The organism is Rhodococcus coprophilus NBRC 100603 (assembly GCF_001895045.1).
GTDB classification, from domain to species: Bacteria; Actinomycetota; Actinomycetes; order Mycobacteriales; family Mycobacteriaceae; genus Rhodococcus; species Rhodococcus coprophilus.
In genome coordinates this window covers 458,291-482,361 of sequence record NZ_BDAM01000003.1, presented here as the reverse complement: position 1 = coordinate 482,361, position 24,071 = coordinate 458,291, and the positions used below count along the sequence as shown (strand labels likewise).

The 24,071-nt window shown below is 67.7% G+C and carries 22 protein-coding genes; 15 read left to right on the top strand and 7 right to left on the bottom strand.

Annotation, left to right across the window (positions count from 1 at the left end; all coding sequences use genetic code 11):
- Nucleotides 1–30 precede the first annotated feature (30 nt).
- From tsaB to tsaD, 3 genes are read left to right on the top strand one after another with little or no spacing between them, the layout of a single operon-like run.
- Nucleotides 31–711 carry a tRNA (adenosine(37)-N6)-threonylcarbamoyltransferase complex dimerization subunit type 1 TsaB gene (tsaB, locus tag RDCOP1_RS08120; protein WP_072699562.1) on the top strand — a complete coding sequence of 227 codons (681 nt, stop codon included), beginning with the start codon at nt 31–33 and terminating at the stop codon, nt 709–711.
- Nucleotides 708–1,190, top strand: coding sequence for a ribosomal protein S18-alanine N-acetyltransferase (gene rimI / locus RDCOP1_RS08115; protein WP_072699561.1), 483 nt, complete (start codon nt 708–710; stop codon nt 1,188–1,190). Before tsaB ends, rimI begins: the two co-directional genes overlap by 4 nt.
- Before the next feature lie 35 nt (nt 1,191–1,225).
- A complete protein-coding gene (gene tsaD / locus RDCOP1_RS08110) occupies nt 1,226–2,254 on the top strand; it encodes a tRNA (adenosine(37)-N6)-threonylcarbamoyltransferase complex transferase subunit TsaD (protein ID WP_072699695.1) in 1,029 nt (342 codons plus the stop codon).
- 37 nt (nt 2,255–2,291) lie between these two features.
- On the opposite strand, the gene RDCOP1_RS08105 is transcribed toward tsaD, so the two are convergent.
- A complete protein-coding gene (locus RDCOP1_RS08105) occupies nt 2,292–3,905 on the bottom strand; it encodes an Hsp70 family protein (RefSeq protein ID WP_072699560.1) in 1,614 nt (537 codons plus the stop codon).
- Between the two features lie 336 nt (nt 3,906–4,241).
- Here RDCOP1_RS08105 and groES point away from each other — a divergent pair, with 336 nt between their 5' ends.
- A complete protein-coding gene (gene groES, locus RDCOP1_RS08100; protein ID WP_006550071.1) occupies nt 4,242–4,544 on the top strand; it encodes a co-chaperone GroES in 303 nt (100 codons plus the stop codon).
- Between the two features lie 87 nt (nt 4,545–4,631).
- The gene (gene groL, locus RDCOP1_RS08095; RefSeq protein WP_072699559.1) at nt 4,632–6,248 is read left to right on the top strand and encodes a chaperonin GroEL; all 1,617 of its coding nucleotides are present in this window, start codon (nt 4,632–4,634) and stop codon (nt 6,246–6,248) included.
- 172 nt (nt 6,249–6,420) lie between these two features.
- On the opposite strand, the gene RDCOP1_RS08090 is transcribed toward groL, so the two are convergent.
- Nucleotides 6,421–6,714, bottom strand: a complete 294-nt coding sequence (locus tag RDCOP1_RS08090) for a WhiB family transcriptional regulator (protein ID WP_072699558.1) — start codon at nt 6,712–6,714, stop codon at nt 6,421–6,423.
- A gap of 538 nt (nt 6,715–7,252) precedes the next feature.
- Between RDCOP1_RS08090 and RDCOP1_RS08085 the strand changes: the two genes are divergently transcribed.
- The 3 genes from RDCOP1_RS08085 (at nt 7,253) to RDCOP1_RS21905 (ending at nt 9,884) form a co-directional block, all read left to right on the top strand.
- Nucleotides 7,253–8,170, top strand: coding sequence for a hypothetical protein (locus RDCOP1_RS08085; RefSeq protein ID WP_231922908.1), 918 nt, complete (start codon nt 7,253–7,255; stop codon nt 8,168–8,170).
- 120 nt (nt 8,171–8,290) lie between these two features.
- Nucleotides 8,291–8,869, top strand: a complete 579-nt coding sequence (locus RDCOP1_RS08080) for a sigma-70 family RNA polymerase sigma factor (RefSeq protein ID WP_072699557.1) — start codon at nt 8,291–8,293, stop codon at nt 8,867–8,869.
- Nucleotides 8,862–9,884, top strand: coding sequence for an anti-sigma-D factor RsdA (locus RDCOP1_RS21905; protein WP_072699556.1), 1,023 nt, complete (start codon nt 8,862–8,864; stop codon nt 9,882–9,884). Before RDCOP1_RS08080 ends, RDCOP1_RS21905 begins: the two co-directional genes overlap by 8 nt.
- 82 nt (nt 9,885–9,966) lie before the next feature.
- On the opposite strand, the gene RDCOP1_RS08070 is transcribed toward RDCOP1_RS21905, so the two are convergent.
- Entirely contained in the window at nt 9,967–10,377 is a 411-nt protein-coding gene (locus RDCOP1_RS08070; protein WP_072699555.1) for a DUF5319 domain-containing protein, read from the bottom strand.
- A gap of 296 nt (nt 10,378–10,673) precedes the next feature.
- On the opposite strand from RDCOP1_RS08070, the gene guaB reads away from it, so the two are divergent.
- From guaB to RDCOP1_RS08045, 5 genes are all read left to right on the top strand, one after another.
- On the top strand, nt 10,674–12,197 hold the full coding sequence (gene guaB / locus RDCOP1_RS08065; RefSeq protein WP_072699554.1) for an IMP dehydrogenase: 1,524 nt from the start codon (nt 10,674–10,676) through the stop codon (nt 12,195–12,197).
- A gap of 72 nt (nt 12,198–12,269) precedes the next feature.
- The gene (locus RDCOP1_RS08060) at nt 12,270–13,409 is read left to right on the top strand and encodes a GuaB3 family IMP dehydrogenase-related protein (protein WP_072699553.1); all 1,140 of its coding nucleotides are present in this window, start codon (nt 12,270–12,272) and stop codon (nt 13,407–13,409) included.
- 196 nt (nt 13,410–13,605) lie between these two features.
- The gene (locus RDCOP1_RS08055) at nt 13,606–15,333 is read left to right on the top strand and encodes a GMC family oxidoreductase N-terminal domain-containing protein (protein WP_072699693.1); all 1,728 of its coding nucleotides are present in this window, start codon (nt 13,606–13,608) and stop codon (nt 15,331–15,333) included.
- 58 nt (nt 15,334–15,391) lie between these two features.
- The gene (guaA, locus tag RDCOP1_RS08050; protein WP_072699552.1) at nt 15,392–16,963 is read left to right on the top strand and encodes a glutamine-hydrolyzing GMP synthase; all 1,572 of its coding nucleotides are present in this window, start codon (nt 15,392–15,394) and stop codon (nt 16,961–16,963) included.
- A gap of 161 nt (nt 16,964–17,124) precedes the next feature.
- Complete coding sequence (locus RDCOP1_RS08045; RefSeq protein WP_072699551.1) at nt 17,125–18,450, top strand: hemolysin family protein; 1,326 nt, start codon at nt 17,125–17,127, stop codon at nt 18,448–18,450.
- Between the two features lie 28 nt (nt 18,451–18,478).
- On the opposite strand, the gene RDCOP1_RS08040 is transcribed toward RDCOP1_RS08045, so the two are convergent.
- Together RDCOP1_RS08040 and RDCOP1_RS08035 are read right to left on the bottom strand one after the other, a co-directional pair.
- Entirely contained in the window at nt 18,479–18,727 is a 249-nt protein-coding gene (locus RDCOP1_RS08040) for a hypothetical protein (protein WP_072699550.1), read from the bottom strand.
- Nucleotides 18,720–20,132, bottom strand: a complete 1,413-nt coding sequence (locus RDCOP1_RS08035) for a PspC domain-containing protein (RefSeq protein ID WP_072699549.1) — start codon at nt 20,130–20,132, stop codon at nt 18,720–18,722. The genes RDCOP1_RS08040 and RDCOP1_RS08035 overlap by 8 nt, the downstream gene beginning before the upstream one ends.
- Before the next feature lie 95 nt (nt 20,133–20,227).
- On the opposite strand from RDCOP1_RS08035, the gene RDCOP1_RS08030 reads away from it, so the two are divergent.
- A complete protein-coding gene (locus RDCOP1_RS08030; protein WP_111731637.1) occupies nt 20,228–21,535 on the top strand; it encodes a PspC domain-containing protein in 1,308 nt (435 codons plus the stop codon).
- On the top strand, nt 21,535–22,218 hold the full coding sequence (locus RDCOP1_RS08025) for a response regulator (RefSeq protein WP_174555787.1): 684 nt from the start codon (nt 21,535–21,537) through the stop codon (nt 22,216–22,218). The genes RDCOP1_RS08030 and RDCOP1_RS08025 overlap by 1 nt, the downstream gene beginning before the upstream one ends.
- A 4-nt stretch (nt 22,219–22,222) precedes the next feature.
- Here the strand turns inward: RDCOP1_RS08025 and RDCOP1_RS08020 are convergent, their stop codons facing one another.
- Nucleotides 22,223–22,711: a hypothetical protein gene (locus RDCOP1_RS08020; RefSeq protein ID WP_072699547.1), complete on the bottom strand. Its 489-nt coding sequence runs from the start codon at nt 22,709–22,711 to the stop codon at nt 22,223–22,225.
- A 106-nt stretch (nt 22,712–22,817) separates the two neighbouring features.
- Nucleotides 22,818–24,017, bottom strand: coding sequence for a serine/threonine-protein kinase (locus RDCOP1_RS08015; RefSeq protein ID WP_169848849.1), 1,200 nt, complete (start codon nt 24,015–24,017; stop codon nt 22,818–22,820).
- Nucleotides 24,018–24,071: the final 54 nt, after the last annotated feature.

Genomic DNA, 24,071 nt, shown 5'->3' with positions numbered 1-24,071 from the left:
CGGCCCGCACGGCGGGTACGCTGGTACATCGTGCTCGTGCTCGCCGTCGATACCGCCACCCCCGCCGTGACCTCCGGACTCGTCCGTCTCGGCGGCGACGGAGCGTGGCCGGAAACCCTCGCTGCGCGTGTCACCGACAATCCCCGCGCACACGCGGAAGTGCTCACTCCCCAGATTCTCGAATGCCTCGCCGAAGCTGGGCATACGCCGGCGGAACTCGATGCGATCGTCGTCGGTGTCGGGCCCGGTCCGTTCACCGGCCTGCGCGTGGGCATGGTGACGGCCGCAGCCTTCGGCGACGCACTCGGTGTTCCCGTGTACGGGGTGTGCACCCTCGACGCGATCGCCGCCGATGTGCGCCGACTCGACGGCAGTGACGGTCGCGATGCCGACGGCGGCGACCTGCTCGTCGTCACCGATGCACGTCGTCGGGAGATCTACTGGGCGCGGTACAAGCAGGATCAGCGCGTCGAGGGGCCGGAAGTTCGCAAACCCGCCGAGATCACCGCGGCACCGTCGGTGCGGGTCGCCGGTTCGGCGCCGCATGCGGCGATGTTCGAGGTGCCGGTGGTGGATGTGCAGTCTCCGTCGCCCGCCGGTCTGGTCGCGGTGGCGGCCGAGGCCGTCCGCGCCGGAGCGACCCCCGAACCGCTCGTACCGCTGTACCTGCGCCGACCTGATGCGGTGGAGACAGCGGACCGGCGAGCATGACCCGCACGACGATCGACGCACTGACGCCGGAGGACGCCGAGCGTTGTGCAGAACTCGAAAAGATCTTGTTTCCGGGTGACGATCCGTGGAGTGCGGACGCGTTCCGGTCCGCGATGGCGTCGCCGTACAACCATTACGTCGCGGCGCGGGACGGGGACGGCCACCTGGTGGGTTATGCCGGACTCGCGCGACTGGGTACCGCCGTCTTTCCCGAATCCGAGGTGCACACGATCGGTGTGGATCCCTCTGTTCGCAGGCAAGGGGTCGGCGGGGCACTGCTCGCGGACCTGCTCGCGGTCGCCGACCGATGGGGTGGCCCGGTTTTCCTCGAAGTGCGCACCGACAACGACGCCGCGATCGCGCTGTACCGGCGCGAGGGGTTCGAGATCGTGGGCACCAGAAAGCATTACTACCAGCCGAGCGGCGCGGACGCGTACACGATGAAGCGTCCGGATCCGCGAGAGGAGCGACAACCGTGACCACGGGAAGCGCACTGCCGAAGAACCCCATCGTGATGGGTATCGAGAGTTCGTGCGACGAGACCGGTGTGGGCATCGTGCGGTGGACCGGTGACGGCACCCTCGAACTTCTCGCCGACGAAGTCGCCTCGAGCGTCGACGAGCACGCCCGCTTCGGTGGCGTCGTGCCGGAGATCGCGTCGAGAGCCCACCTCGAAGCAATGGTGCCGACCATGCGACGCGCTCTCGCCGCCGCCGGGATCGACAAGCCCGACGCGGTGTGCGTGACCATCGGGCCGGGCCTCGCCGGTGCCCTGCTCGTCGGCGTTGCCGCCGCCAAGGCGTACGCGGCGGCGTGGGACGTGCCCTTCTACGCGATCAACCATCTGGGCGGGCACGTCGCGGTGGACACCCTCGAACACGGTCCGATGCCGCCGTGCGTGGCGCTGCTCGTCTCCGGTGGGCACACGCACCTGCTGCACGTCGAGGACATCGGCAAGCCCATCGTGGAACTGGGTACCACCGTCGACGACGCCGCGGGAGAAGCGTTCGACAAGGTCGCCCGGTTGCTCGGTCTCGGTTATCCCGGTGGACCCGAGGTCGATCGTCTTGCGCGGGAAGGGGATCGCACCGCGGTGGTGTTCCCGCGTGGCATGACGGGCTCTCGCGACGCCCGCCACGATTTCTCGTTCTCCGGACTCAAGACGGCCGTGGCCCGTTTCGTCGAGGCGAAACAGCGGGCGGGCGAACCCGTTCCGGTCGCCGATGTCGCCGCCGGGTTCCAGGAGGCTGTCGCCGACGTGCTCACCATGAAGGCGGTCCGGGCGGCGAAGGACCTCGGCGTCGATACCCTCGTGCTCGGTGGCGGCGCGACAGCGAACAGCAGGCTGCGTGAACTCGCAGAAGAGCGGTGTGCGGCAGCGGGTATGACGCTGCGGGTACCCCGCCCGAAATTGTGCACGGACAACGGCGTCATGATCGCGGCGCTCGGCGCGCATCTGATCGCCGGCGGTGCGGCACCGTCGGAACTGGGCGCGGCGACCGATCCCGGCCTTCCCGTGTCCGTGTCGCAGGTGTCCGTCTGACCGCTGCGGCGATCTGTCGGTCGCCCGCCTGCTGAGATCAGCCGGTTGTGTCGGCGCTTCCCTCCGGGACGGAGGAATCGGGCGTGTCGAGTGCCGGCGCAACGCCACTTTCCCCCGAGGCCGGTGGCGCGGGCGCTTCGGACTCGAACGGTGTGCCGTCCGGGACAGCCGGAGAGGTAGGCGACGGAGCGACCTCGACCGGTGCCGGTTCGGACTCCGGAGGTGTGCTCGGGTCCGGCGACACCGGCTGCGGGCTCGACTCGACGGGAGGCGTCGTGTCGTCCGTGCCGGGCAGATCGGAGGGGTTCGGCGTCGTGGTGCTCGGCGGCGCCGTGGTGGTGTCGCGATCCGGGAAGGTCTCGGGCGACACCTCGGGCGTGGGCACCTGATCGATCGGCGTGGGAGTCACCGTGGTCGAACCCGTCCAGGAATCGGTGGTGCTCCGCTGGGGCTCGGGTATCACCGGAGGAAGAAGGCCCGTGGCCGGCCTCGACGGAACCTGCTGATCGGACGTGAGCGTCGAGATCGGCAGCGAGTCCGGATCCTGCGCGGGAATCGCGGTATCGGACGACGCAGGTGGTGCGTCGTCGTCCGGCGAGGGCACGGCCCCGCTCGTCATCAGCGGTGAGACCGCTCCGTCGGTGGTATCGCGAGCCGTGAAGTGTTCGGTGGCGAACCCGGCGAGGATCGCGCTCAGCACGAGTACCCCGGCGACCGCGCCCGAGAGTCGTCCGCCCGACCTGGCTCGACCGTGTCTCGATGATCCGACGGTCGGGTATGCCCGTGCGGCGGGGGAGTCGCCGATCAGCGCAGCGCCTTGAGCCGCGGCAGAGGCCGGTTCGGCCACGCGCACGGTCTCGCCGCCGAACGCCGCGGCGATCGCGTCGGCGAGAGCGGGAACGCCGGCCGCGCCGCCGACGAGCGCAAGGATTTGCGGTTGCGGTGCAGATCCCGCGCATATCCGCCGGGTGAAGGCGGCCGCAGTGTCGGCGAGGTCGGCGCTCAGTACGCGCAGGTCTTCGCGGGTCAGGGTGACGGATGCCTCCGGCCCCGCTTCCGCGATGTCGATGCGGGCGACTTCGGCCGTGGTCAGGACTTCCTGCGCGCCCTGGCACCGGGCGGCGAGCAGTCCGGGGTCGATCTGGCGGCGTGAACGCATCGTGCTGGTGGACCGGAGTACCCGGTCGTAGATCCGGGCGCCGAGTGCGTTGCCGCTGACTTCTTCGGTACGGGCGGAGCGCAGGACGGTGCCGGTCGCCTGGTCGAGGACGGACACGGTGGTGCCTGTCGCGCCGAGGTCGGCGATCGCGACGGTGCCCGCCTCGGAGCGGACACCTCCTGCGGTACGGAGGAATGCGAGGATCGCGGCGGTTTCGGGGACGAGCCGGACGTGTCGTCCCGCGCGTTCCGCGGCGGAACGAATGCTCTCGGCTTGTTCGTCGGTGCGATGCGCGACGGTGACGACGGGACGCTCCACCAGATGTGCGCATCGCAGGGAGACGGCGTCGAACACAAGATCACCGAGTTCGCGACTTCGGTCGGAATCCGCGGCCAGTCGGCGGTACTCGGTGGCGGGTCCGGTCGGAGTGTCGACCCGAAGGGCCGAACCGACGCCTGACGCTCCCACGGAGATGCCTAGCGACGTGGGCATAAGTTCACCTCTCGTGCGCGACCGATCTTCGGACAGGGTTCTGTTCCCTCACCCCGGCGACCGTATAGTCGCGCTCTCGATTTCGTTATGCAACCGTAACATAATTCTGTATGTCATGACTTGGAGCGGCGTCGGTGCCTACCCCTCGGGGTGTCGGCACTGTCCCCTCTTGAGCGCTGGCACTCTCATGTATAGAGTGCTAGTGACACCGAGCGTTGACCCGGCACCCGCGACGACGGGTCTGCGTGCGGCGTCACCCGTGGTGACTGAACAACCCCGCGTCCGAGGACATCCAGAGCCTCGGACCCAAAAACCCCTGAAAGTGGAGGGCTCATCGTGGCGAGCGTGAACATCAAGCCGCTCGAGGACAAGATCCTCGTCCAGGCCAACGAGGCCGAGACGACGACTGCCTCCGGCCTCGTCATCCCGGATACGGCGAAGGAGAAGCCCCAGGAGGGCACCGTCGTCGCTGTAGGCCCCGGCCGCTGGGACGAAGATGGCGACAAGCGCATCCCGCTCGACGTCAAGGAAGGCGACGTCGTCATCTACAGCAAGTACGGCGGAACCGAGATCAAGTACGCCGGCGAGGAGTACCTGATCCTGTCTGCGCGCGACGTCCTGGCTGTCGTCGCCAAGTAGGCCGCACACATTCCGCCCCGGAGTTCCGTCATGGACCCGGGGCGGAATCTGTTGCGGATCATCCGATTCCAGGAGTAGCCGGAGAACATGTCCAAACAAATCGAGTTCAACGAGACCGCGCGCCGGGCACTCGAACGCGGTGTCGACCAGCTCGCCGACGCCGTCAAGGTCACCCTCGGCCCGCGTGGGCGGCACGTCGTGCTCGCCAAGGCCTTCGGTGGCCCCACCGTCACCAACGACGGTGTGAGCATCGCCCGGGAGATCGAACTGGAAGATCCGTTCGAGAACCTCGGCGCACAGCTCGTCAAGAGCGTCGCCACGAAGACCAACGACGTCGCGGGTGACGGCACCACCACCGCCACCGTTCTCGCGCAGGCGCTCGTCAAGGCCGGATTGCGCAACATCGCTGCGGGAGCGAACCCGATCGCCATGGGTTCGGGCATCTCCAAGGCCGCCGACCGCGTCTGCGAAGCCTTGCTTGCCGCTGCCACCCCGGTCGAGGGCAAGAAGGCCATCGCGCAGGTCGCCACGGTGTCGTGCCGTGACGCGGAAATCGGCGAGATGGTCGGCGAGGCCCTCACTCGCGTCGGCGAAAACGGTGTCGTCACGATCGAGGAATCCTCGACCATGCACACCGAACTCGTCGTCACCGAAGGTGTGCAGTTCGACAAGGGCTTCCTGTCCCCGTACTTCATCACCGACGTAGACACCCAGGAAGCCGTCCTCGAGGACGCGCTCGTCCTGCTGTACCGCGAGAAGATCACCGCGCTGCCCGACTTCTTGCCGCTGCTCGAGAAGATCGCCGAGTCCGGCAAGCCGGTCCTGATCATCGCCGAGGACATCGAGGGCGAGCCGCTGTCCACCCTGGTGGTCAACGCGATCCGCAAGACCCTCAAGGCTGTCGCGGTCAAGGCTCCGTACTTCGGTGATCGTCGCAAGGCGTTCCTCGACGACCTCGCGGTCGTCACCGCCGGCACGGTCATCAACTCCGACCTGGGCCTGTCCCTCAAGGAGGCCGGACTCGACCTGCTCGGCAAGGCACGTCGCGTCGTGGTCACCAAGGACAGCACCACGATCGTCGACGGTGCAGGCACGGCCGAGGAGATCGAGGCCCGCGCGGCGCAGTTGCGGCGTGAGATCGAGGCGACCGACTCCGACTGGGATCGGGAGAAGCTCGAGGAGCGTCTCGCGAAGCTCGCCGGTGGCGTCGCGGTCATCAAGGTCGGTGCGGCTACCGAAACCGATCTCAAGGAACGCAAGTTCCGGGTCGAGGACGCGGTGAACGCGGCCAAGGCTGCGGTCGAGGAGGGCATCGTCCCCGGCGGCGGCTCGGCGCTGGTCCAGGCGGGACTGTCGCTGCGCGAACTCGAAGACTCGCTCGCGGGCGACGAGGCACTCGGTGTGGCGGTCCTGCGCACGGCGCTGACCGCTCCGCTGTACTGGATCGCGTCCAACGCCGGTCTCGACGGCGCTGTCGTGGTGAGCAAGGTGGCCGAGGCGGACAAGGGCCACGGCTTCAACGCCGCGACCCTCACCTACGGTGACCTGCTCGCGGACGGTGTCGTGGACCCGGTGAAGGTGACGCGATCGGCGGTTGTCAACGCGGCTTCTGTCGCGCGGATGATCCTCACCACCGAGAGCGCGATCGTCGAGAAGCCGGAAGAATCGGCGAACGACGGCCACGGTCACGGGCACGCTCACTAGCGAGAAACCCGAAAGACGAAGCCCCGCGCGGAGTTCCCTGCGCGGGGCTTCGTCGTGTCTCGGGTTCGTGTCTCGGGACGGTCGGGAACCGTTCGAGTGGTAGCGCTGCCGAGTGCGATCTTCGAACGTACGGTGCACCGGGCGGGAAAACCCACTGGGCGCGGCCGCGCCGTCACACGGCGACTTTGCGCCGGCGATGGCGCGCGTACATCTCCCGTTCGGTCTCCGACATCCCACCCCAGATGCCGTACGGCTCGGCGACCGTGAGCGCGTGCTCGCGGCACTGCTCGAGGACAGGGCAGCTGCGGCACAGATCCTTCGCACGGCTCTCACGCTGCGCTCGTGCGCGTCCACGTTCACCGTCGGGGTGGAAGAACATCGAGGAGTCCACTCCGCGACACTTGCCGTCCATCTGCCAATCCCACAGATCCGCGTTGGGTCCGGGCAAGTGATTCGGTGCAGGCATGTGGCACTCCTTCGCAGCGTTGCTCGCATCAGGGGCGAGCGGACCGTAGTTCGGTAGGAGGGATACCCCCCGTAGGACCGAGCCAATCTTTCTTTCGAGCGAACTCACCGTAAAAGCGTTATCGATTCACCGTCAAGGCTTCGGATCAGTGGCGAACTCCATAACGAAAACGACAAGAATTAACCCCTGAAATATTTACATTGCGACCGGGGCATGATGCAACACGGACACGAGGAGACCTTCGTAAATCGGGACCGTGGCCGATGTGCGCTCGTGCCGGCTTCGCGACCAGTGCGAACGCGTCGGCAAGGTGTTTCGGGAGAGTCGTTGCAGCACCGCGGGGTGTTCCCGCCGCCGTAAACGGGCGACATACATATTGTATGTTCTTAACGACCCGTTAAACGAAATGTTCGAATTCGGTTGGTTGGACGTTTGTCCTATTCCACTCTGCAAGACTATTTGCGCGCTCGGTGCGTATTTATTTCGAATCATTCGGCCGGCATCTGCCCGGTTCGGCGGGCAGTGCGATGATTGTCCGATGTTTGCCACCCGCCACACGAAGGATGACACCGAATCGGCACGGCCGCAGCGCATGCCGGGACCGAACATCTCCGATCCGGCGGCCGCGACGGCCGATGCGGCATTCGGCAGTGCTCCGGGGCTGTACCCGATTCCGGCAGCACACGACGTGGAACAGAGATGGCATCGCGCCGTGGCGCTGGGTGGTCAGGGCCGTTACGCCGCCGCGCGATCCGAACTCTCACTTCTCCGGCGGCAGACCGGGCCTACGGGTTCGTGGGCGTCGCTCGTCGCAAGCACCGAGGGGTCGCTGCTCCGGCAGCTCGGGGACCACTGTACGGCGGCCGCATCGGACGGTGCTGCCCTCGCGGCGATAGGAACGGGGAATGCGCCCCAGGAGGATCCGGAGACCCGCATCAGAGCTGTCCGTGCGCGGTGCGACGCCCTGACGGGCCTCGCTGCCGATTCGCTCGGAACTGCCGGGCCCGTGCTCGCCCGCGATCTCCTGAATCGATGTGCTGCAGTACTCGACGAGGCGGAGGACGCCGAGGGCGAGACACCGTTCCTCCGTCAGCAGATCCGTCTCGCGTGGGTGAGCGCGGAGTCCGCGCTCGCTTTCGCGGATTTCGAAAGAGCCCGCGCGTTCGCGGATCGTGCGGTTGCTGTCGCAGCCCGGTACGGCTCGGTGAGGCATGCGGTGAAGTCCGATCTGATCCGGGCAGCGTCCCTGACCGGCGACACCGACCGTGACCCGGCGCGCAATCTCGCGAGAGAGGTCTTCGAGCGCACGGGGGAACACGGGCTGATCCCACTCCGCTGGGCGGCCGCAATGCTGCTCGACGGGATCGGGGGTGGCGCCGACGCGGCCGCGGCGGGGAAGGCATGCGCCACAACGATCATCCGCCGCGGTGGGCGATTTGCACCGATCGGGCGATAGTCGGTACGGCCGTACACGATCTGTCGGAGACTATCGCTACGCTGTGAGAGTTCCACGTCTCCGTGGAAGCACGCCCGGGTGGGGGATCGTGTCGCTGTAACGCCAGGACTTGCGCAATCGATGACTGTTATGGGTGAGGAGTGGGACGCCGCCGTTGTTGCGGCTGCGCAGGGTGATCGTGCTGCTCTTTCCCAAGTTCTCGAAACTGTTCGACCCCTCGTCGTGCGGTACTGCCGCGCACGGGTCGGCTCTGCAGAGCGCGGCCAGCTCTCTGCGGACGACGTAGCGCAGGAGGTGTGCCTGGCTGTGATGACTGCGTTGCCGAGATATCAGGACCAGGGACGTCCCTTCATGGCGTTCGTCTACGGCATTGCGGCCCACAAGGTCGCCGATGCACACCGCAGCGCGGCGCGTAATCGCGCCGAGCCCGTTGCGGATGTGCCGGAAGTGATGTCGGTCGACGGCAGCCCGGAGGACTTTGCGCTCAATTCCGAATCGAGCCGGGAGATGAAGAGGCTGTTGCAGGTTCTCCCGGAGAAACAGCGTGAGATCTTGATCTTGCGTCTGGTGATGGGGTTGTCCGCCGAGGAAACGGCCGCCGCGGTCGGAAGCACAGCGGGAGCGATACGAGTGGCTCAGCACCGAGCCATCGCCAGACTCAAGAAGGAAGTCACGAGAGCAGGTGAAAGGAATGGGTAGGAGGCGCGATTCGGGCGAGAGCTTCTCCGAGGACCTCCCCGACGGTGACGCCACCGTGGACATCTCCGCAGTTCGGCGCGATGATGCCCTCATCGATGCGATCTCGGGCAACGGCCTCGTCGAGACCGAATCGACCGAGGAATACGAACTTGCGACTCTGCTCGCCGGATGGCGCGCCGAGATCCTGTCCGACCCCGTGCCTGCAGGACCGGACCTCGACCAAGTCGTCGCCGCGGTCCACCGGGAGCTCGGCGCCCGCGACACACTCGCGTCACGGCGTGAGCGATCGAGTCGTCAGCTTCGCGTGATCCGCCCGATCGCCGGTGCCGCCGCGCTCGTCGCTGTTGCCCTCGGTGGCGCGGCTGCGGTCTCCTACAGCGCAGAACCCGGCGACCCTCTGTGGGGCGTCAAACAGGTCGTGTTCAGCGAGCGGGCTCATTCGACGGAAGCCCGAATCGACACCACCACAACTCTCGAGCGGGCCGAGCAACTGATCGCCGACGGTAAGGCGAACGAAGCCCAGCAGTTGCTGGCGTCGGCTGAGGCGCGGTCGTCGGCCGTCACCGATTCGGCCGACCGCGACGCCCTCGGCGAATGGTTGCAGCGGTTGTCGGCAGAAATCGAGAAGCTGGCTCCACCCGTGCCGCCCCCACCTCCGCAGCCTGGTCCCGCAGAGGTTCCCGCACCGGATGCCGGGCAGCTGCCGCCGGTGCTTCCGCCACCGGTCGTACCGGCACCACTGCCGGGGACGACCCAGCCCGTGGAGCCGTCGCCGGCACCTGCGCCGCCGTCGCCCTCACCGATAGATCCCACGATCCTCGATGCGCCGCCTGCGTCCGATACCGTGTCGCCGACTCCGACTCCGACTTCGACTCCTCCGGCGAGCCAGCCCGGTACCGGTTCCGGCAGTACGGAGCCTCCCAGTGGGACGCCCGGCGACGCGTCGTCGCAGCAGCCCACGACTCCTGCGTCGGCTTCGATTTCGCAGACCACGGCGAACTCCGAGACCGAGTAGTACTCACGGCGGCTCGGCCGCCCCGAAGACGAGGGCCCGGCAGCAATGCTGCCGGGCCCTCGTCTTCGTTTTGTGGTTCGGATCAGGGTTCGCGCCCGTATGGATCCACCGGCAGGGCCTCGTTCATCGAGGCGTCGGCGTACCCACGGCAGTAGTCCCAGGTCACGTACGCGTCGGGCGCGGGATCGAACGCCGGCTCGTGAGGACGTACGGTGCCGTCGACGAGCAACTGGAGAAGGTTCGCGCGGAGCATGTCCCAGTCGTGGTAGTGGTCCTGGTGGCAGTCCTCACAGCAGACGACGAGACCGCGGACCCCACGTGGGGCCAGCAATGCCTCGTAAACCGCGAGGTCGGCGAGGTCTTCTTCCACCGCGAGGCGCTCGGCAGGGTCGAGTGGCTGTCCCGGTTCGATCGCGTCCAGAGCGGCGGACGGATCGTCGGGATCTCCTGCGAACGGGTCCGGGGGAAGCCCGGGGGGCAACTGATCACGCACGACTCCACGGTACGCAGCCCGAGGGGTTCTGCGCCAGCGGTACGGCCCGGACACGCCGGAACCCGACGTATCCCGCATCGAATCCGCACTGGAAAGGCCGCGGTGCCAGGGTTGGGGGAGGGCGGCTGCAGCCAACAGATACCATGGACAAGTGCGTGCACCACCCTCTCCGGCAGTGCCGGAAGGGGACGCCGCGGCGGCGGTCCTGCAGGTAGGCACCGCTGCACACCACAATTTCCCGTTGCCGGACGGTTTGTCGTCCGCACCCATCGATCGTCACGGAGGGTCCGAACCGCATGAGTAGTACCGGAGGGCATGTGCACACCGGCGGTGACGACCCCGACAAGGTCGCCATGTTGGGACTGACCTTCGACGACGTGCTGCTGCTGCCGGCGGCATCGGACGTCGTCCCGAGCAAGGTCGACACCTCGAGCCAGCTGACTCGCGACATCCGTCTGCGGACACCGTTGGTGAGCTCCGCGATGGACACCGTCACCGAGTCGCGGATGGCCATCGCGATGGCCCGCGTGGGCGGCATGGGCGTGTTGCACCGCAACATGCCCGCCGATATCCAGGCAGCGCAGGTCGAGACGGTGAAGCGATCCGAGGCCGGCATGGTCACCGATCCGGTGACGTGCAAGCCCACCGATACGCTCGCCGAGGTCGACGCGAAATGCGCGCGCTTCCGCATCTCGGGTCTCCCCGTCACCGACGACGACGGTCAGCTCGTCGGCATCATCACCAACCGCGACATGCGGTTCGAGGTCGACCAGAACCGTCCCGTCTTCGAGGTGATGACCAAGTCGCCGCTCGTCACCGCACGCGAAGGCGTCACCGCGGAGGCAGCACTCGGGCTGCTGCGTCGCCACAAGATCGAGAAGCTGCCGATCGTCGACGGACAGGGCAAGCTCACCGGCTTGATCACCGTCAAGGATTTCGTCAAGACCGAGCAGCATCCCAACGCCACCAAGGACCGCGACGGCCGTCTGCTCGTCGGTGCAGCGGTGGGTGTCGGTGACGACGCGTGGACCCGGGCCATGACGCTGGCGGACGCGGGCGTCGACGTGTTCGTCGTCGACAGCGCGCACGGCCACTCGTCGAACGTCCTGTCGATGATCTCGAAGCTCAAGGCCGAGGTCGGCGACCGCGTACAGATCATCGGCGGCAACGTCGCGACCCGGCAGGGCACCGCAGCGCTCATCGAGGCCGGAGTCGACGCCGTGAAGGTCGGCATCGGCCCCGGTTCCATCTGCACGACGCGTGTCGTCGCGGGTGTGGGTGCGCCGCAGATCACCGCGATCCTCGAGGCCTCGACGGTCGCGCGGGCCCACGGTGTGCCGGTCATCGCCGACGGTGGCATGCAGTTCTCCGGTGACGTGGCCAAGGCCCTCGCAGCCGGTGCGTCGACCGCGATGCTCGGCTCGCTCCTCGCCGGCACCACCGAGTCGCCCGGACAGTTGATCCTGGTCAACGGCAAGCAGTTCAAGAGCTACCGCGGAATGGGTTCGCTCGGCGCGATGCAGAGCCGTGGCGAGGCGAAGTCGTACTCGAAGGACCGCTACTTCCAGGACGACGTGCTGTCCGAGGACAAGCTCGTCCCGGAAGGGATCGAGGGCCGCGTTCCGTTCCGCGGACCGCTGCAGCAGGTCACCCACCAGCTCATCGGCGGTCTCCGGGCCGCCATGGGCTACACGGGGGCGTCGACGATCGAGGAACTGCAGAAAGCTCAGTTCGTCCAGATCACCGCGGCGGGTCTGAAAGAGAGCCACCCGCACGACATCACGATCACCGCGGAGGCACCGAACTACGCTGCCCGGTAGGGCATCGAGTCCGCAGCAGGTCCCGTCTCAGGTGTGACGGGAACACCGTCAATTCAGGAGAAAGGGGCGCGTGTGCGCGACCTCGTTGAAATCGGCATGGGCCGCACGGCTCGACGCACCTACGAGCTGGACGACATCGACATCGTTCCGTCCCGGCGGACGCGTTCGTCCAAGGAGGTGTCGACCGCCTGGCAGCTCGATGCGTACCGGTTCGACATCCCCGTGCTCGCGCATCCCACCGACGCCCTCGTCTCGCCGTCGTTCGCGGTGGCACTGGGCAAGGCCGGCGGCCTCGGAGTCATCAACGGCGAAGGTCTGTGGGGCCGGCACGCCGACGTCGACGCGGTGATCACCCGGCTCACCGAAATCGCTGACTCCGATCCGGATCCGAGTGCCGCGATCCGGTACCTGCAGGAGCTGCATGCCGCCCCGCTCAAGCCCGACCTGCTGGCCGCCGCCGTCGCACAGGTGCGTGACGAGGGCGTCACCACTGCGGTGCGCGTGAGCCCGCAGAACGCGCGCACGCTCACCCCCGCGCTCGTGAAGGCCGGCATCGACCTGCTCGTCGTGCAGGGCACCATCATCTCCGCCGAGCACGTCGCGCACGGCGAGGACGAGCCGCTCAATTTGAAGACGTTCATCTCCGAACTCGACGTGCCGGTGGTTGCCGGCGGCGTGAGCGACCATCGGACAGCCCTGCACCTGATGCGCACGGGTGCCGCGGGCGTCATCGTCGGTTTCGGATCGACGGCGGAAGCGACCACCACGAGTCCTTCGCTCGGGATCGGAATCCCGATGGCGACAGCGATCGCGGATGCGGCCGCGGCGCGCCGCGACTACCTCGACGAGACCGGTGGCCGGTACGTCCACGTGATCGCGGACGGGGATATCGAAACCGCCGGCGACCTGGCGAAGGCGATTGCCTGCGGTGCCGACGCCGCGGTGCTCGGCGCCCCGCTCGCGGTGGCGGCAGAAGCTGCCGGACACGGCTGGTACTGGCCGTCGGTGGCGGCGCACCCGTCGATGCCGCGCGGTGCGGTACTTCAGGTCGCGTACGACGAGCGTCCGAGTCTCGATCGGGTTCTGTCGGGTCCGTCCGACGATCCGTTCGGTTCGCTCAATCTCGTGGGCGGCCTGCGACGCTCGATGGCCAAGGCCGGATATTCCGACCTGAAGGAATTCCAGAAGGTCGGCCTTTCGGTGCGTGCCTGACCTTCGCTTTCCCGTTCGGCTTCGCTGTGGCCGGAGGACACCTGCGCTGCGATGCGTTGGGCCTCCGGCCACAGCCGTTTCCGGACCGGCGGGCCTTGGTGCAACTCCCGGTAACGGTTAGGGTGGCCTTGTGCCGTTAGTCACACGGCCAGGGTGCATACTGGCCGGTAACAAATGCCGTTCGGTGGAGGTCGCCATGAGTCAGCAACGGGTTACGGACTACGACGTTCTGATCGTCGGATCCGGGTTCGGTGGAAGCGTCACCGCGCTTCGACTGGTGGAGAAGGGATACAAGGTCGGAATCGTCGAAGCGGGCCGCCGATTCGCCGACGCCGACTTCGCGAAGACCAGCTGGGACCTTCGGCGGTTCCTGTGGGCGCCTAAACTCGGCTGCTTCGGCATCCAGCGCGTGCACCTGCTGCGCGACTGCCTGATCCTCGCCGGCGCGGGTGTCGGCGGCGGCTCGCTCAACTACGCCAACACGCTGTACAAGCCGCCCGCCGCGTTCTTCGAGGACCGTCAATGGGCCGGCATCACCGACTGGCACGACGAACTGAGCCCCTTCTACGACCAGGCACGCCGGATGCTCGGCGTCGTGCAGTACAACCGGATGACCGCGGCGGACAAGGTCATCAAATCCGTCGCGGACGACATGGGCGTGGGCGACACCTTCATCCAGACCCCCGTGGGGGTCTACTTCGGTGAACCCGGCCGCACCGTGCCCGACCCCTACTTCGGTGGCGTCGGCCCGGACCGCGCCGGCTGCCTCGAGTGCGGCGAGTGCATGACCGGTTGCCGCCACGGAGCGAAGAACACCTTGGTCAAGAACTACCTCGGACTTGCGGAAAGCGCAGGGGCCGAGATCATTCCGCTGACGACCGTCACCGATCTGCGTGAGGCGCGCGACGGTACGTGGGACGTGATCACCGAACGCACCGGCTCGTGGGTGCGCAAGGGCCGCCGGACCTACACGGCGTCCCACGTCGTGCTCGCTGCCGGCACATGGGGCACCCAACATCTGCTGCACCACCTCAAGGACACCGGTGCGCTGCCCGCACTCTCCGATCGTGTCGGCGAACTGACCCGCACCAACTCCGAATCGATCGTCGGAGCGGGCATGTACGAGCTAGATCCCGATCTCGACATCACGCAGGGCGTCGCGATCACCTCGTCGTTCCATCCGACTCCCGACACCCACATCGAACCCGTGCGGTACGGCAAGGGCTCGAATGCGATGGGTCTGCTGCAGACCCTGATGACCGACGGCGACGGCCCGACACCGCGCTGGGTCAAGTTCCTCGGCCAGGTGGCGAAGAATCCGCGCAAGATGCTGCGCATGCTGTCGGTGCGGAACTGGAGCGAACGCACGATCATCGCGCTCGTCATGCAGAACCTGGACAACTCCATCACGACGTACACGAAGAAGAGTCCCTTCGGCCGACGGAAGGTCACGAGCAAGCAGGGCCACGGTCAGCCCAACCCCACCTGGATTCCCGCCGGAAACGAAGCGACCCGGCGCATCGCGGAGAAGATCGACGGCGTGGCCGGCGGCACGTGGGGTGAGATCTTCAACATTCCGCTCACCGCTCACTTCCTCGGCGGGGCCGTCATCGGGACGGATGCCGAGCACGGTGTGATCGATCCGTACCAGCGAGTCCACGGTTACCCGACTCTCAGCATCGCGGACGGCGCCGCGGTCTCGGCGAACCTCGGAGTGAACCCGTCGCTTACCATCGCAGCGCAGGCGGAACGCGCGGCATCGCTCTGGCCTAACAAGGGTGAGCAGGATCAGCGTCCCGCCCAGGGCGAGCCGTACCGCAGACTGCAGCCGATCGCGCCGAAGAATCCGGTGGTCCCCCATGGCGCTCCCGGAGCGCTGCACCTGCCCATCGTCGAGATCACCGGCTCGACCGGGGCCGCCTGATCTTCGTGCCGGTCCGGCCGCGTCGGGAGCACCCGGCGCGGCCGCTTAGACTGTTCGGGTGTCGCAAACCCAGCAGTCCAGACCGGTCCTCGTCGTCGACTTCGGAGCCCAGTACGCGCAGCTGATCGCGCGGCGCGTCCGCGAGGCGAACGTGTACTCGGAGGTCGTGCCCCACACGACTGCCGTCGAAGAGATCGCCGCGAAGAATCCGCTCGCGGTGGTGCTCTCCGGTGGTCCGTCCAGCGTCTACGAAGACGGCGCACCCCGACTCGATCCGAAGCTGTTCGATCTCGATGTTCCGGTGTTCGGGATCTGCTACGGCTTCCAGGCGATGGCGCAGGCACTCGGCGGCACCGTCGGCCACACCGGCGCCCGTGAATACGGCCGTACCGATCTGCAGGTCTCAGGCGGCGTCCTGCACGACGGGTTGCCTGCGACACAGCCGGTCTGGATGAGCCACGGCGACGGCGTGACCGCGGCCCCGGAGGGCTTCGAGGTCACCGCGACGAGCGCGGGCGCCCCGGTCGCAGCATTCGAGGACCGCGCACGGCGTCTCGCCGGTGTCCAGTACCACCCGGAGGTGCTGCACTCGCCGTACGGACAGCAGGTCCTCAGCCGCTTCCTGCACGACATCGCGGGTATTCCCGGCAGCTGGACGGCAGCCAATATCGCCGAGTCGCTCATCGAGCAGGTTCGCGCCCAGGTCGGTGACGGACGCGCGATCTGCGGACTGTCCGGCGGCGTCGACTCCGCGGTCGCGGCCGCACTCGTGCAGCGCGCGATCGGCGACCGGCTGACCTGTGTGTTCGTCGACCACGGGCTGATGCGTGAAGGCGAGCGCCAGCAGGTCGAGAAGGACTTCGTCGCCGCCACGGGCGCGCGGCTCGTCACGGTGGATGCCTCCGAGACCTTCCTCCGGGAACTGTCCGGCGTCACCGACCCCGAGACCAAGCGCAAGATCATCGGCCGCGAGTTCATCCGCAGCTTCGAGGGCGCAGTGGCCGAGGTGCTCGGCGAGGGCGCCGAGAAGGGCGAAACCGTCGAGTTCCTCGTCCAGGGCACGCTGTACCCGGACGTGGTCGAGTCGGGCGGCGGGTCCGGTACCGCCAACATCAAGAGCCACCACAACGTCGGTGGTCTGCCCGAGGACCTCCAGTTCTCCCTCGTCGAGCCGCTGCGCCTGCTGTTCAAGGACGAAGTGCGCGCCGTCGGCCGTCAGCTCGGCCTGCCCGAAGAGATCGTCGGCCGGCAGCCGTTCCCCGGCCCGGGTCTCGGTATCCGCATCATCGGCGAGGTCACCCGCGAGCGACTCGAGATCCTGCGTCGTGCGGACTCCATCGCGCGCGAGGAACTCACCTCCGCCGGGCTCGACGGCCAGATCTGGCAGTGCCCGGTCGTGCTGCTCGCCGACGTGCGCAGCGTGGGCGTGCAGGGCGACGGCCGCACCTACGGCCACCCGATCGTGCTGCGTCCCGTCTCCAGCGAGGATGCGATGACCGCCGACTGGACGCGACTTCCCTACGAAACACTCGAGCGAATCTCTACGCGCATCACGAACGAAGTCGCCGAGGTCAACCGGGTCGTGCTCGACGTGACGAGCAAGCCGCCGGGAACCATCGAGTGGGAGTGATCTCCCCCACGCCGTAATGCACGAGAGCAGGTCGACGATGCTCGACCTGCTCCGTGACGCCGCCTCCTCTGCCTAGACTGAAACGTCCCCGGCGAGGAGCGCGGAACATTGGACCACGACCCGGGATCTGAGTCCCGCCGCATTCACCGCAGGTCCACGGCATGACGGGCGGCACGCTCGTCAACGTGGGGGCGGTGCTGCTGTTCGTTCTCGTGGGCGGGGTGTTCGCCGCCACCGAGATGGCGTTGGTGTCGTTGCGGGAGAGTCAGCTTCTGGAGTTGGCCCGGCGCGGCGGGCGTGGTCGCCGCACCGCCGCCCTCGCGCGTGACCCCAACCGGTTCCTGTCCGCCGTGCAGATCGGCGTCACCGTCGCCGGGTTCTTTTCCGCCGCCTTCGGCGCATCCACTCTCGCCCCCGATGTGGCACCGACACTGCGCGGCTGGGGTCTCGGGCCCGCGGTCGCCGATGCACTCGCTCTCGTCGGCACCACATTGGTCATCGCCTACCTGTCACTGGTGCTCGGTGAGTTGGTGCCAAAGCGCATCGCGTTGCAGCGGTCGACCGGGACGGCGCTGGCGACGGCTCCGGCTCTGGACCGCTTCGCGAGCATCATGCGCCCGGTCATCTGGCTGCTCTCGGTCTCCACGGATGCGCTCGTGCGGCTCCTCGGATCCGATCCGTCGCTCAAGAACGAGCAGATCACCCACGAAGAACTGCGCGACATGCTCGTCAGTCACGAGGCGCTGCCGGAAGACGAACGCAGCGTGCTCACCGAGGTTTTCGACGTCGGATCCCGGCACTTGTCCGAGGTGATGCGGCCACGCACCGAAGTGGACTTCCTGCGCGGCGATACGTCGATTCCCGATGCCCGCTCGCTCGCGCTCCGTCTCGGCCATACGCGATATCCCGTCATCGCCGAAAGCGCGGATCACGTCATCGGATTCGTGCATCTACGCGATCTGCTGCTCGCCGAGCGACCGCGGGGGACCGTCGCCGATCTCTGCCGGTCCATCGTCTCCCTGCCGGGGTCCAAGGCCGCCCTCGCCGCTCTGACCGTGATGCGGAGTGGCAATGCGCAGATAGCGCTCGTCGTCGACGAGTACGGAGGCACCGCGGGCATCGTCACGGTGGAGGACATCGTCGAGGAAATCGTCGGTGAGATCGGAGACGAGTTCGACCCGGTCGACGGTGCGTCCGGCACTCCGGGAGCGGGAAGCCCGCCGGCGCTGTACGACGACGTCGACGGACTGCTCCACGTCGAGGATTTCGCCCGGCAGACCGGCATCGCCGTGCCCGAAGGTCCGTACGAGACGATCGCCGGCTACGTCCTGTACCGGCTCGACCATCTGCCGCAGGTGGGGGAAGGCGTCGTTCTCGACGGCAACCGGCTGACCGTCACCGAACTCGACGGTCGCCGCATCGCTCGACTGCGGCTGACCCGGCGACGCCGCTCCGGCCCGGACGAGGCGGCCCGCACTCCGGGCTGACTACGCCGGTGGGGTCGTTCTCGTCCGGCTACTTGCTGCGCCTGCTCGGCAGGAACACCAGCACGGCACCGATCACGACCGCTGCGCCGACGAGAATCCAGCCCCCGTCGAAGGTGGCGAGGAAATCGAGCGAGAACGGTCCGAGCAACGCCCATCCGCTCACCACGAGCGCGGCGAGGCCGGACAGCAGGAGCAGGAGCGAGGGACCTCGGCGGCAGGGCCGAGCCTGGTCTTCCTCCGAGGATCCGGCATCGAATCCGGTGTTGTACTCAGCCACGACGCACCTCCAGGTTGCCGAAGTCGACGGCCGCGTCCAACGTCAGGACCGGCCCTTTCTCGCCGTCCCTGCCGACATCGAGGCCGGGCTCGGGGCATTGTGTGATCTGGCCGGCGTCGACCGAACACGTCGTGCGGACATCGAGGTTTTCCGGCAGCAGCACCTCGACGTTGCCGAAGCTACCGTCGACCGCGACGGTGTGGTCCTCGCTGAGCTCGAGATTCCGCAGGTCCAGACTCATCTGACCGAACTTCGAGGTGTAGACGGGCTGCAGTTCTGCCGCCGAGGTCGGTGCCCAGTCACGGTCACCCCAGTTCGAGCGGTCCATCGGGCCGACGATCGAGGCCAGCACCACGAAACCGAGCAGCGGACCGGTGACGACCAGCAGTCCGTGACCGCGATGCAGGAACGCACCCACGATCATGCCTGCGCCGATGACCGCGAGTGCGATCGCACCGACTCGAGCCGGGGTCATCCATGTGACGTCACCCGATACGGCCACCGCTCCCGCAGCTGCGGCGGCGAGCACCGCGAGTCCGAGCACTGTGGTGGTCAGCCGCGACCGCCGCTTCCGGGTGGGGACGAGATCACGGACTGGTGCGGGTTCGGGGAGATCCCACGCGAACGGCGCGACGCCCAGCGGATCCCACGCCGGTGGCCCGGCGGCGACTCCGGAGTTGTCCTTCGTCGAAGGTCCGGACTCGGCCGGTTCCTTGCGCAAGTTGGGCCCGGATCCGGGAGCCGTGTCCGGCTGCGCAGTCCCGGCCGCGGCGTCCGGCGTGCCGGTCTGCAGGTAATCCGGGTCGCCGGGCGCCGGCCCGCTGGGGGGCGGGTTCGACGCGGTCGCTTGCGTGTACATGCTCCGTATGAACGCGTTGTGCATGAACATCCCGTGCGAGAAGATGCCGTTCTGGAAGGGCGGCTGCGGATACGCGGACGGATCGGACGTGAATCCACCGTCCGGCATCGGCAGTGCAGGAGCTTCCGGCCGGCGCTGGTAGAGCAACCACCATCCAGCGAGCATCAGGAATGCACCGATGAAGCCGGATCCGCCGAAGCCCGCTCCGACCGGTCCGATCGCGCTCGCCGAGATGGCCAGCGCCACGAGGATCACGATCACCTTGGTGGACGAATCCGAGCTGGTCCCGCGTCCCATCAGAGACTCGAGCGGCGACGCCTGGTCGCCGTGGCGGGTGAACAATACCCACGCCGCCAGGTACAGCACGATCCCGGAGCCGCCGAATATCGCCGAGACGACGAAGGCGACGCGAACGAGTACCGGGTCGACGCCGTAGCGCATCCCGATACCCGCGCACACCCCGGCGACATGCCCCTGATCGGGCAGGCGCACCGGGCGAGTGCGCCACATATCCGACAGCTGCTCGGGAAAGTTCCTCGTGGTCATGGGACCATCCTGTCTCCTGGGAGCGTTCGGCACATCGGGGACGGACCCTGATATCCGGCGACCCGGAAAGACCCCGACATCAGGGTTCGTCCCCGATGACGGACGGGCAGCAACCGTGTCAGTATCGAAGGGTGCAGCCTGTCGCCGGATCGCCCACCACCGTCCCTCGTCTCGAACGACGGGTGGGCGGTCGTGTTGTGGGCGGTGTCGCCGGCGGACTGGCCGACCATCTCGGCGTCGACGTCACGAAGGTCCGGGTCGCGTTCACAGTACTGGCCGCGCTCGGCGGGGTCGGCATCGTCGCGTACGGAATGTTGTGGATGTTCGTCCCGCCCGGATCGGACGACGTCCGTCCCGAACCGGGGGAGCGCCGCCGGGCCGTGGGCCTCGCCGTCATGGGCCTCGCCCTCGCGATAGGCCTGTCGTGGCTCTTCAGCGGCGGCGCGGCGTCGGTGATCACGCCGGTGCTCGTGGTTGCGGTGGGCGCGGCCCTCGTGTGGCGGGAATTCGATGCGGAAGGACCCAGGTCGGTCTTCGGCCTCCCGGCCAAACCGACGGTGCTGGCGTGGGCCCGCGTCCTCGGTGGTCTCACCCTCGTGGTGACCGGACTGGGGGTGATCGTCCTCGCTCAGGTGGACGTGGCGGCGTTGCGATCGTCGCTTCTCGCCGTGGTGGTGACACTGATCGGCGCGGCGCTGCTGTCCGTGCCCATCTGGATCCGGATGTGGCGGGCGCTCGAATCCGAACGGGCCGCGCGGGTCCGGAACGAGGAGCGCGACGAGATCGCGTCGCATCTGCACGACTCGGTGCTGCAAACCCTCGCCCTCATCCAGAAGCAGGCGGCGGACCAGCAGGAAGTGCTCCGGCTCGCACGTAGTCAGGAACGGGAACTGCGGCGCTGGCTGTTCGGCGGGGACGAGTCGCCGCGGACTTCGCTCGCGGAAGCACTGCGGACCATCGCGGGTGAGGTCGAGGACCAGTACGGGGTGTCGGTCGTGCCCGTCATCGTCGGCGACGTGGCACCGGAAGACGACGACCTCTCCGCCGAAGCGGTCACCGCCGTGCTGGGCGCGACGCGCGAGGCGCTCGTCAATGCCGCCAAGCACGCGCAGGTGGATAACGTCGATCTGTTCGCCGAGGTCGAACCCGACCAGGTCAGCGTGTTCGTCCGCGATCGCGGCGTGGGATTCGATCCTGAGACGGTGCCTGCGGACCGGCAGGGACTCGCCCGTTCGATCCGGACCCGGATCGAACGGCGCGGCGGACGGACGGTGGTGAAGTCGAATCCGGGCAAAGGCACCGAAATTCGCATCCATATGCCGCGCGCCGGACGTGAGCAGAGTGACGACACGACCTTAGAGTGGGAGGTGACCGACCCCCACCCCGAGGAGCAGACGCAGTGATATCGACCCAGGTGACAGCGTCCGAGGTTTCCGAACGCTCCGGCCGCTTCCGCGTGTTCCTGGTCGACGACCACGCGGTGTTCCGTTCGGGTGTCCGCACCGAGTTGGGGCGCGAACACGACATGGACATCGTGGGGGAGGCCGGTGGGGTGGGCGAGGCCGTCGCCGGTATCGAGGCTGCCCGGCCCGACGTGGTCCTGCTCGACGTGCACATGCCCGACGGTGGCGGCGTCGCCGTACTCAACCGCATCACGGACGGCCCGGTGTGCTTGGCGCTCAGTGTGTCCGACGCGGCCGAAGACGTCATCGCCGTCATCCGCGCGGGTGCGCGCGGGTACGTGACCAAGACCATCTCCGGGCCCGATCTGGCCGATGCGGTACGCCGGGTTGCCGGAGGGGACGCGGTGTTCAGCCCGCGACTCGCGGGTTTCGTGCTCGATTCGTTCACCGGCAGATCGTCGGCGCCGGAACCCCCACTCGATCCGGAACTGGATTCGCTGACCCCGCGTGAACTCGAGGTTCTGCGGTTGCTCGCCCGCGGTTACACCTACCGGGAGATCGCCGAGGAACTGGTGATCTCGGTGAAGACGGTCGAAACCCACGCGTCGAACGTGCTTCGTAAGACGCAGCAGTCCAACCGCAACGCACTGACCCGGTGGGCGCACCGGCGGCGTATCGACTGATCGTTCAGTGGGTCGCGAGGCGTTCGGTGCTTCGCGTGGCGATCGCCGCGGCCACATTGTCGATTCCCCCGAGCACGCCTGCTCCGTAACCGTCGGCCGTGAGCGCATCGCTGTAGCTTCGTGCAGCCGTGAGATGTCCGGCAGCGGAATCGAAGTCGCCGAGTCGGCGGTAGTCGTCGGCGAGATTGAGGTGCAGCGACGGGTAGAAGCCGCGAATGTGGAGGGAAGCGTGGTGCTCCTGGACGCGCTGGTCGTCCAATTCATCGGCAGCCGCCAGCGCTCTGAGGTCCCACTCGAGTGAAGCTTCCGCGCTGTCGTACAGATCGGCCAGATAGTGAGCGAGGGTGCAGCGATGGAGCGGATCTCCTCCGGGGCCCACCTCGCCCCACAACTCTTCGAGCGAAGCACGAGCGTCGGAGGTGCGTCCCGCACGAGCCAGGGTTACGGCGTCGGTAATAGCTGTCATCGTCGGATCTGCTGGTGGAGTGCTCATGGTCTGCTCCCTCTAGCTGTTCGGTGGGAGCAGGATCGTCACATGCACATCCGACACACTCGGCCGAATTCGGACCGCAGACGCGGCCCATGCGGATCGGGAGGTGTCAGGTCACGAGAAAGTTGATGACGAGGGCGGCCACGAGCGCTGCGACCAGCAGCGCGACCATGGCGGCCATCGCGAGCGGTGCGTAGGCGACGACCTTGTCCTGCAGGGTGCTCGGTGCCGGTCCGTTGGGGAGCAGACGGTCGAGCAGATCGGACGGATGGAAGCTCTTCTTCGGCGATCCCTGCTGTTTGTGTCCCGGGGGAATCTCGCCCAGCGGCCGGTCGACGAACGACCCGCGGAGCCGGAGGGGCTCGGCGAGAGGGGTGGCGCGCTGCGCCCAGGATGGAACGGTCCCGTCCTCCGACAGGATGGGACGTCCGCGGAGTTGTGCGGCCGTGCCTCCGGGGCCGAGCGTCACCGCGGCGAGCAGGTCGCGGGCCTGGGCCATGGTCGGCCGGCGGGAAGGGTCCGGCTCGAGCATCGACAGGAGGATGTCGGTGAGCGGTCCGGTGCTCGTGGGCATGATGATCTCGGCACGCGCGACGCGGTGCAGCAAGGCGATCGAATCGGGCTCGAAACCGAACGGCGGCTGTCCCTCGATGGCGGTGTAGAGAGTCGCGCCGAGCGAGAAGACGTCGCTGGCCTCGGTCGGGTCGTTGCCGCGCGCGACCTCCGGTGCGAAATATGCGGGCGTTCCGATGATCACACCGGCCGGGTCGTTGTCGCCCTTGACCCGGGCGATGCCGAAGTCGCTGATCTTCACGACACCGGAGATGTCGCCGCGCTCGGCGATGAGGATGTTGCCGGGCTTGACGTCGCGGTGGACGATGCCGGCGGCGTGTGCGGCGGTGAGGGCGTCGGCGACGTTCGCCCCGATCTGGGCCACGACGTACGGCGGCAGCGTGTCGACGGCGTTCATCACCTGCGCCAGACTCCGGGACGGCAGGTGTTCCATGACGAGCCAGGGCTCACCGTAGTGCAGCGCTACGTCGTACATGGAGATGGCGTGTTCGTGGGTGAGCTGGGCTGCGACCCGGCCTTCGCGCAGTGCGCGGCGACGGATCTCCTCGGCTTCGGCGTGGTCGAGGTCGGCGGTGGAGATCACTTGCTTGACAGCCACATTGCGGCCGAGCCTGGTGTCGCGGGCGAGCCAGACGGCACCCATCCCGCCGCCACCGAGCTTGGAATCGAGTCGATACCGCCCGGCCACGAGGTGGTCCGGGCCGACGACTCGTCCTGCTCTGTCCTGATCGACCACCTTGCCAAGAGTAATGGATGGGCGCGGAGGCACCGGTGCCGAGACTGCGAAGGT

Coding starts and splice junctions, on each gene's coding strand:
- tsaD (WP_072699695.1), top strand. CDS start 1,226: ATGGGTATCGAGAGTTCGTGCGACGAGACCGGTGTGGGCATCGTGCGG.
- rimI (WP_072699561.1), top strand. CDS start 708: ATGACCCGCACGACGATCGACGCACTGACGCCGGAGGACGCCGAGCGT.
- RDCOP1_RS08090 (WP_072699558.1), bottom strand. CDS start 6,714: ATGCCTGCACCGAATCACTTGCCCGGACCCAACGCGGATCTGTGGGAT.
- RDCOP1_RS08055 (WP_072699693.1), top strand. CDS start 13,606: ATGAGTCAGCAACGGGTTACGGACTACGACGTTCTGATCGTCGGATCC.
- RDCOP1_RS08105 (WP_072699560.1), bottom strand. CDS start 3,905: ATGCCCACGTCGCTAGGCATCTCCGTGGGAGCGTCAGGCGTCGGTTCG.
- RDCOP1_RS08080 (WP_072699557.1), top strand. CDS start 8,291: ATGACTGTTATGGGTGAGGAGTGGGACGCCGCCGTTGTTGCGGCTGCG.
- RDCOP1_RS08035 (WP_072699549.1), bottom strand. CDS start 20,132: ATGACCACGAGGAACTTTCCCGAGCAGCTGTCGGATATGTGGCGCACT.
- RDCOP1_RS21905 (WP_072699556.1), top strand. CDS start 8,862: ATGGGTAGGAGGCGCGATTCGGGCGAGAGCTTCTCCGAGGACCTCCCC.
- RDCOP1_RS08020 (WP_072699547.1), bottom strand. CDS start 22,711: ATGAGCACTCCACCAGCAGATCCGACGATGACAGCTATTACCGACGCC.
- groL (WP_072699559.1), top strand. CDS start 4,632: ATGTCCAAACAAATCGAGTTCAACGAGACCGCGCGCCGGGCACTCGAA.
- RDCOP1_RS08085 (WP_231922908.1), top strand. CDS start 7,253: ATGTTTGCCACCCGCCACACGAAGGATGACACCGAATCGGCACGGCCG.
- RDCOP1_RS08030 (WP_111731637.1), top strand. CDS start 20,228: ATGACGGACGGGCAGCAACCGTGTCAGTATCGAAGGGTGCAGCCTGTC.
- guaB (WP_072699554.1), top strand. CDS start 10,674: ATGAGTAGTACCGGAGGGCATGTGCACACCGGCGGTGACGACCCCGAC.
- RDCOP1_RS08045 (WP_072699551.1), top strand. CDS start 17,125: ATGACGGGCGGCACGCTCGTCAACGTGGGGGCGGTGCTGCTGTTCGTT.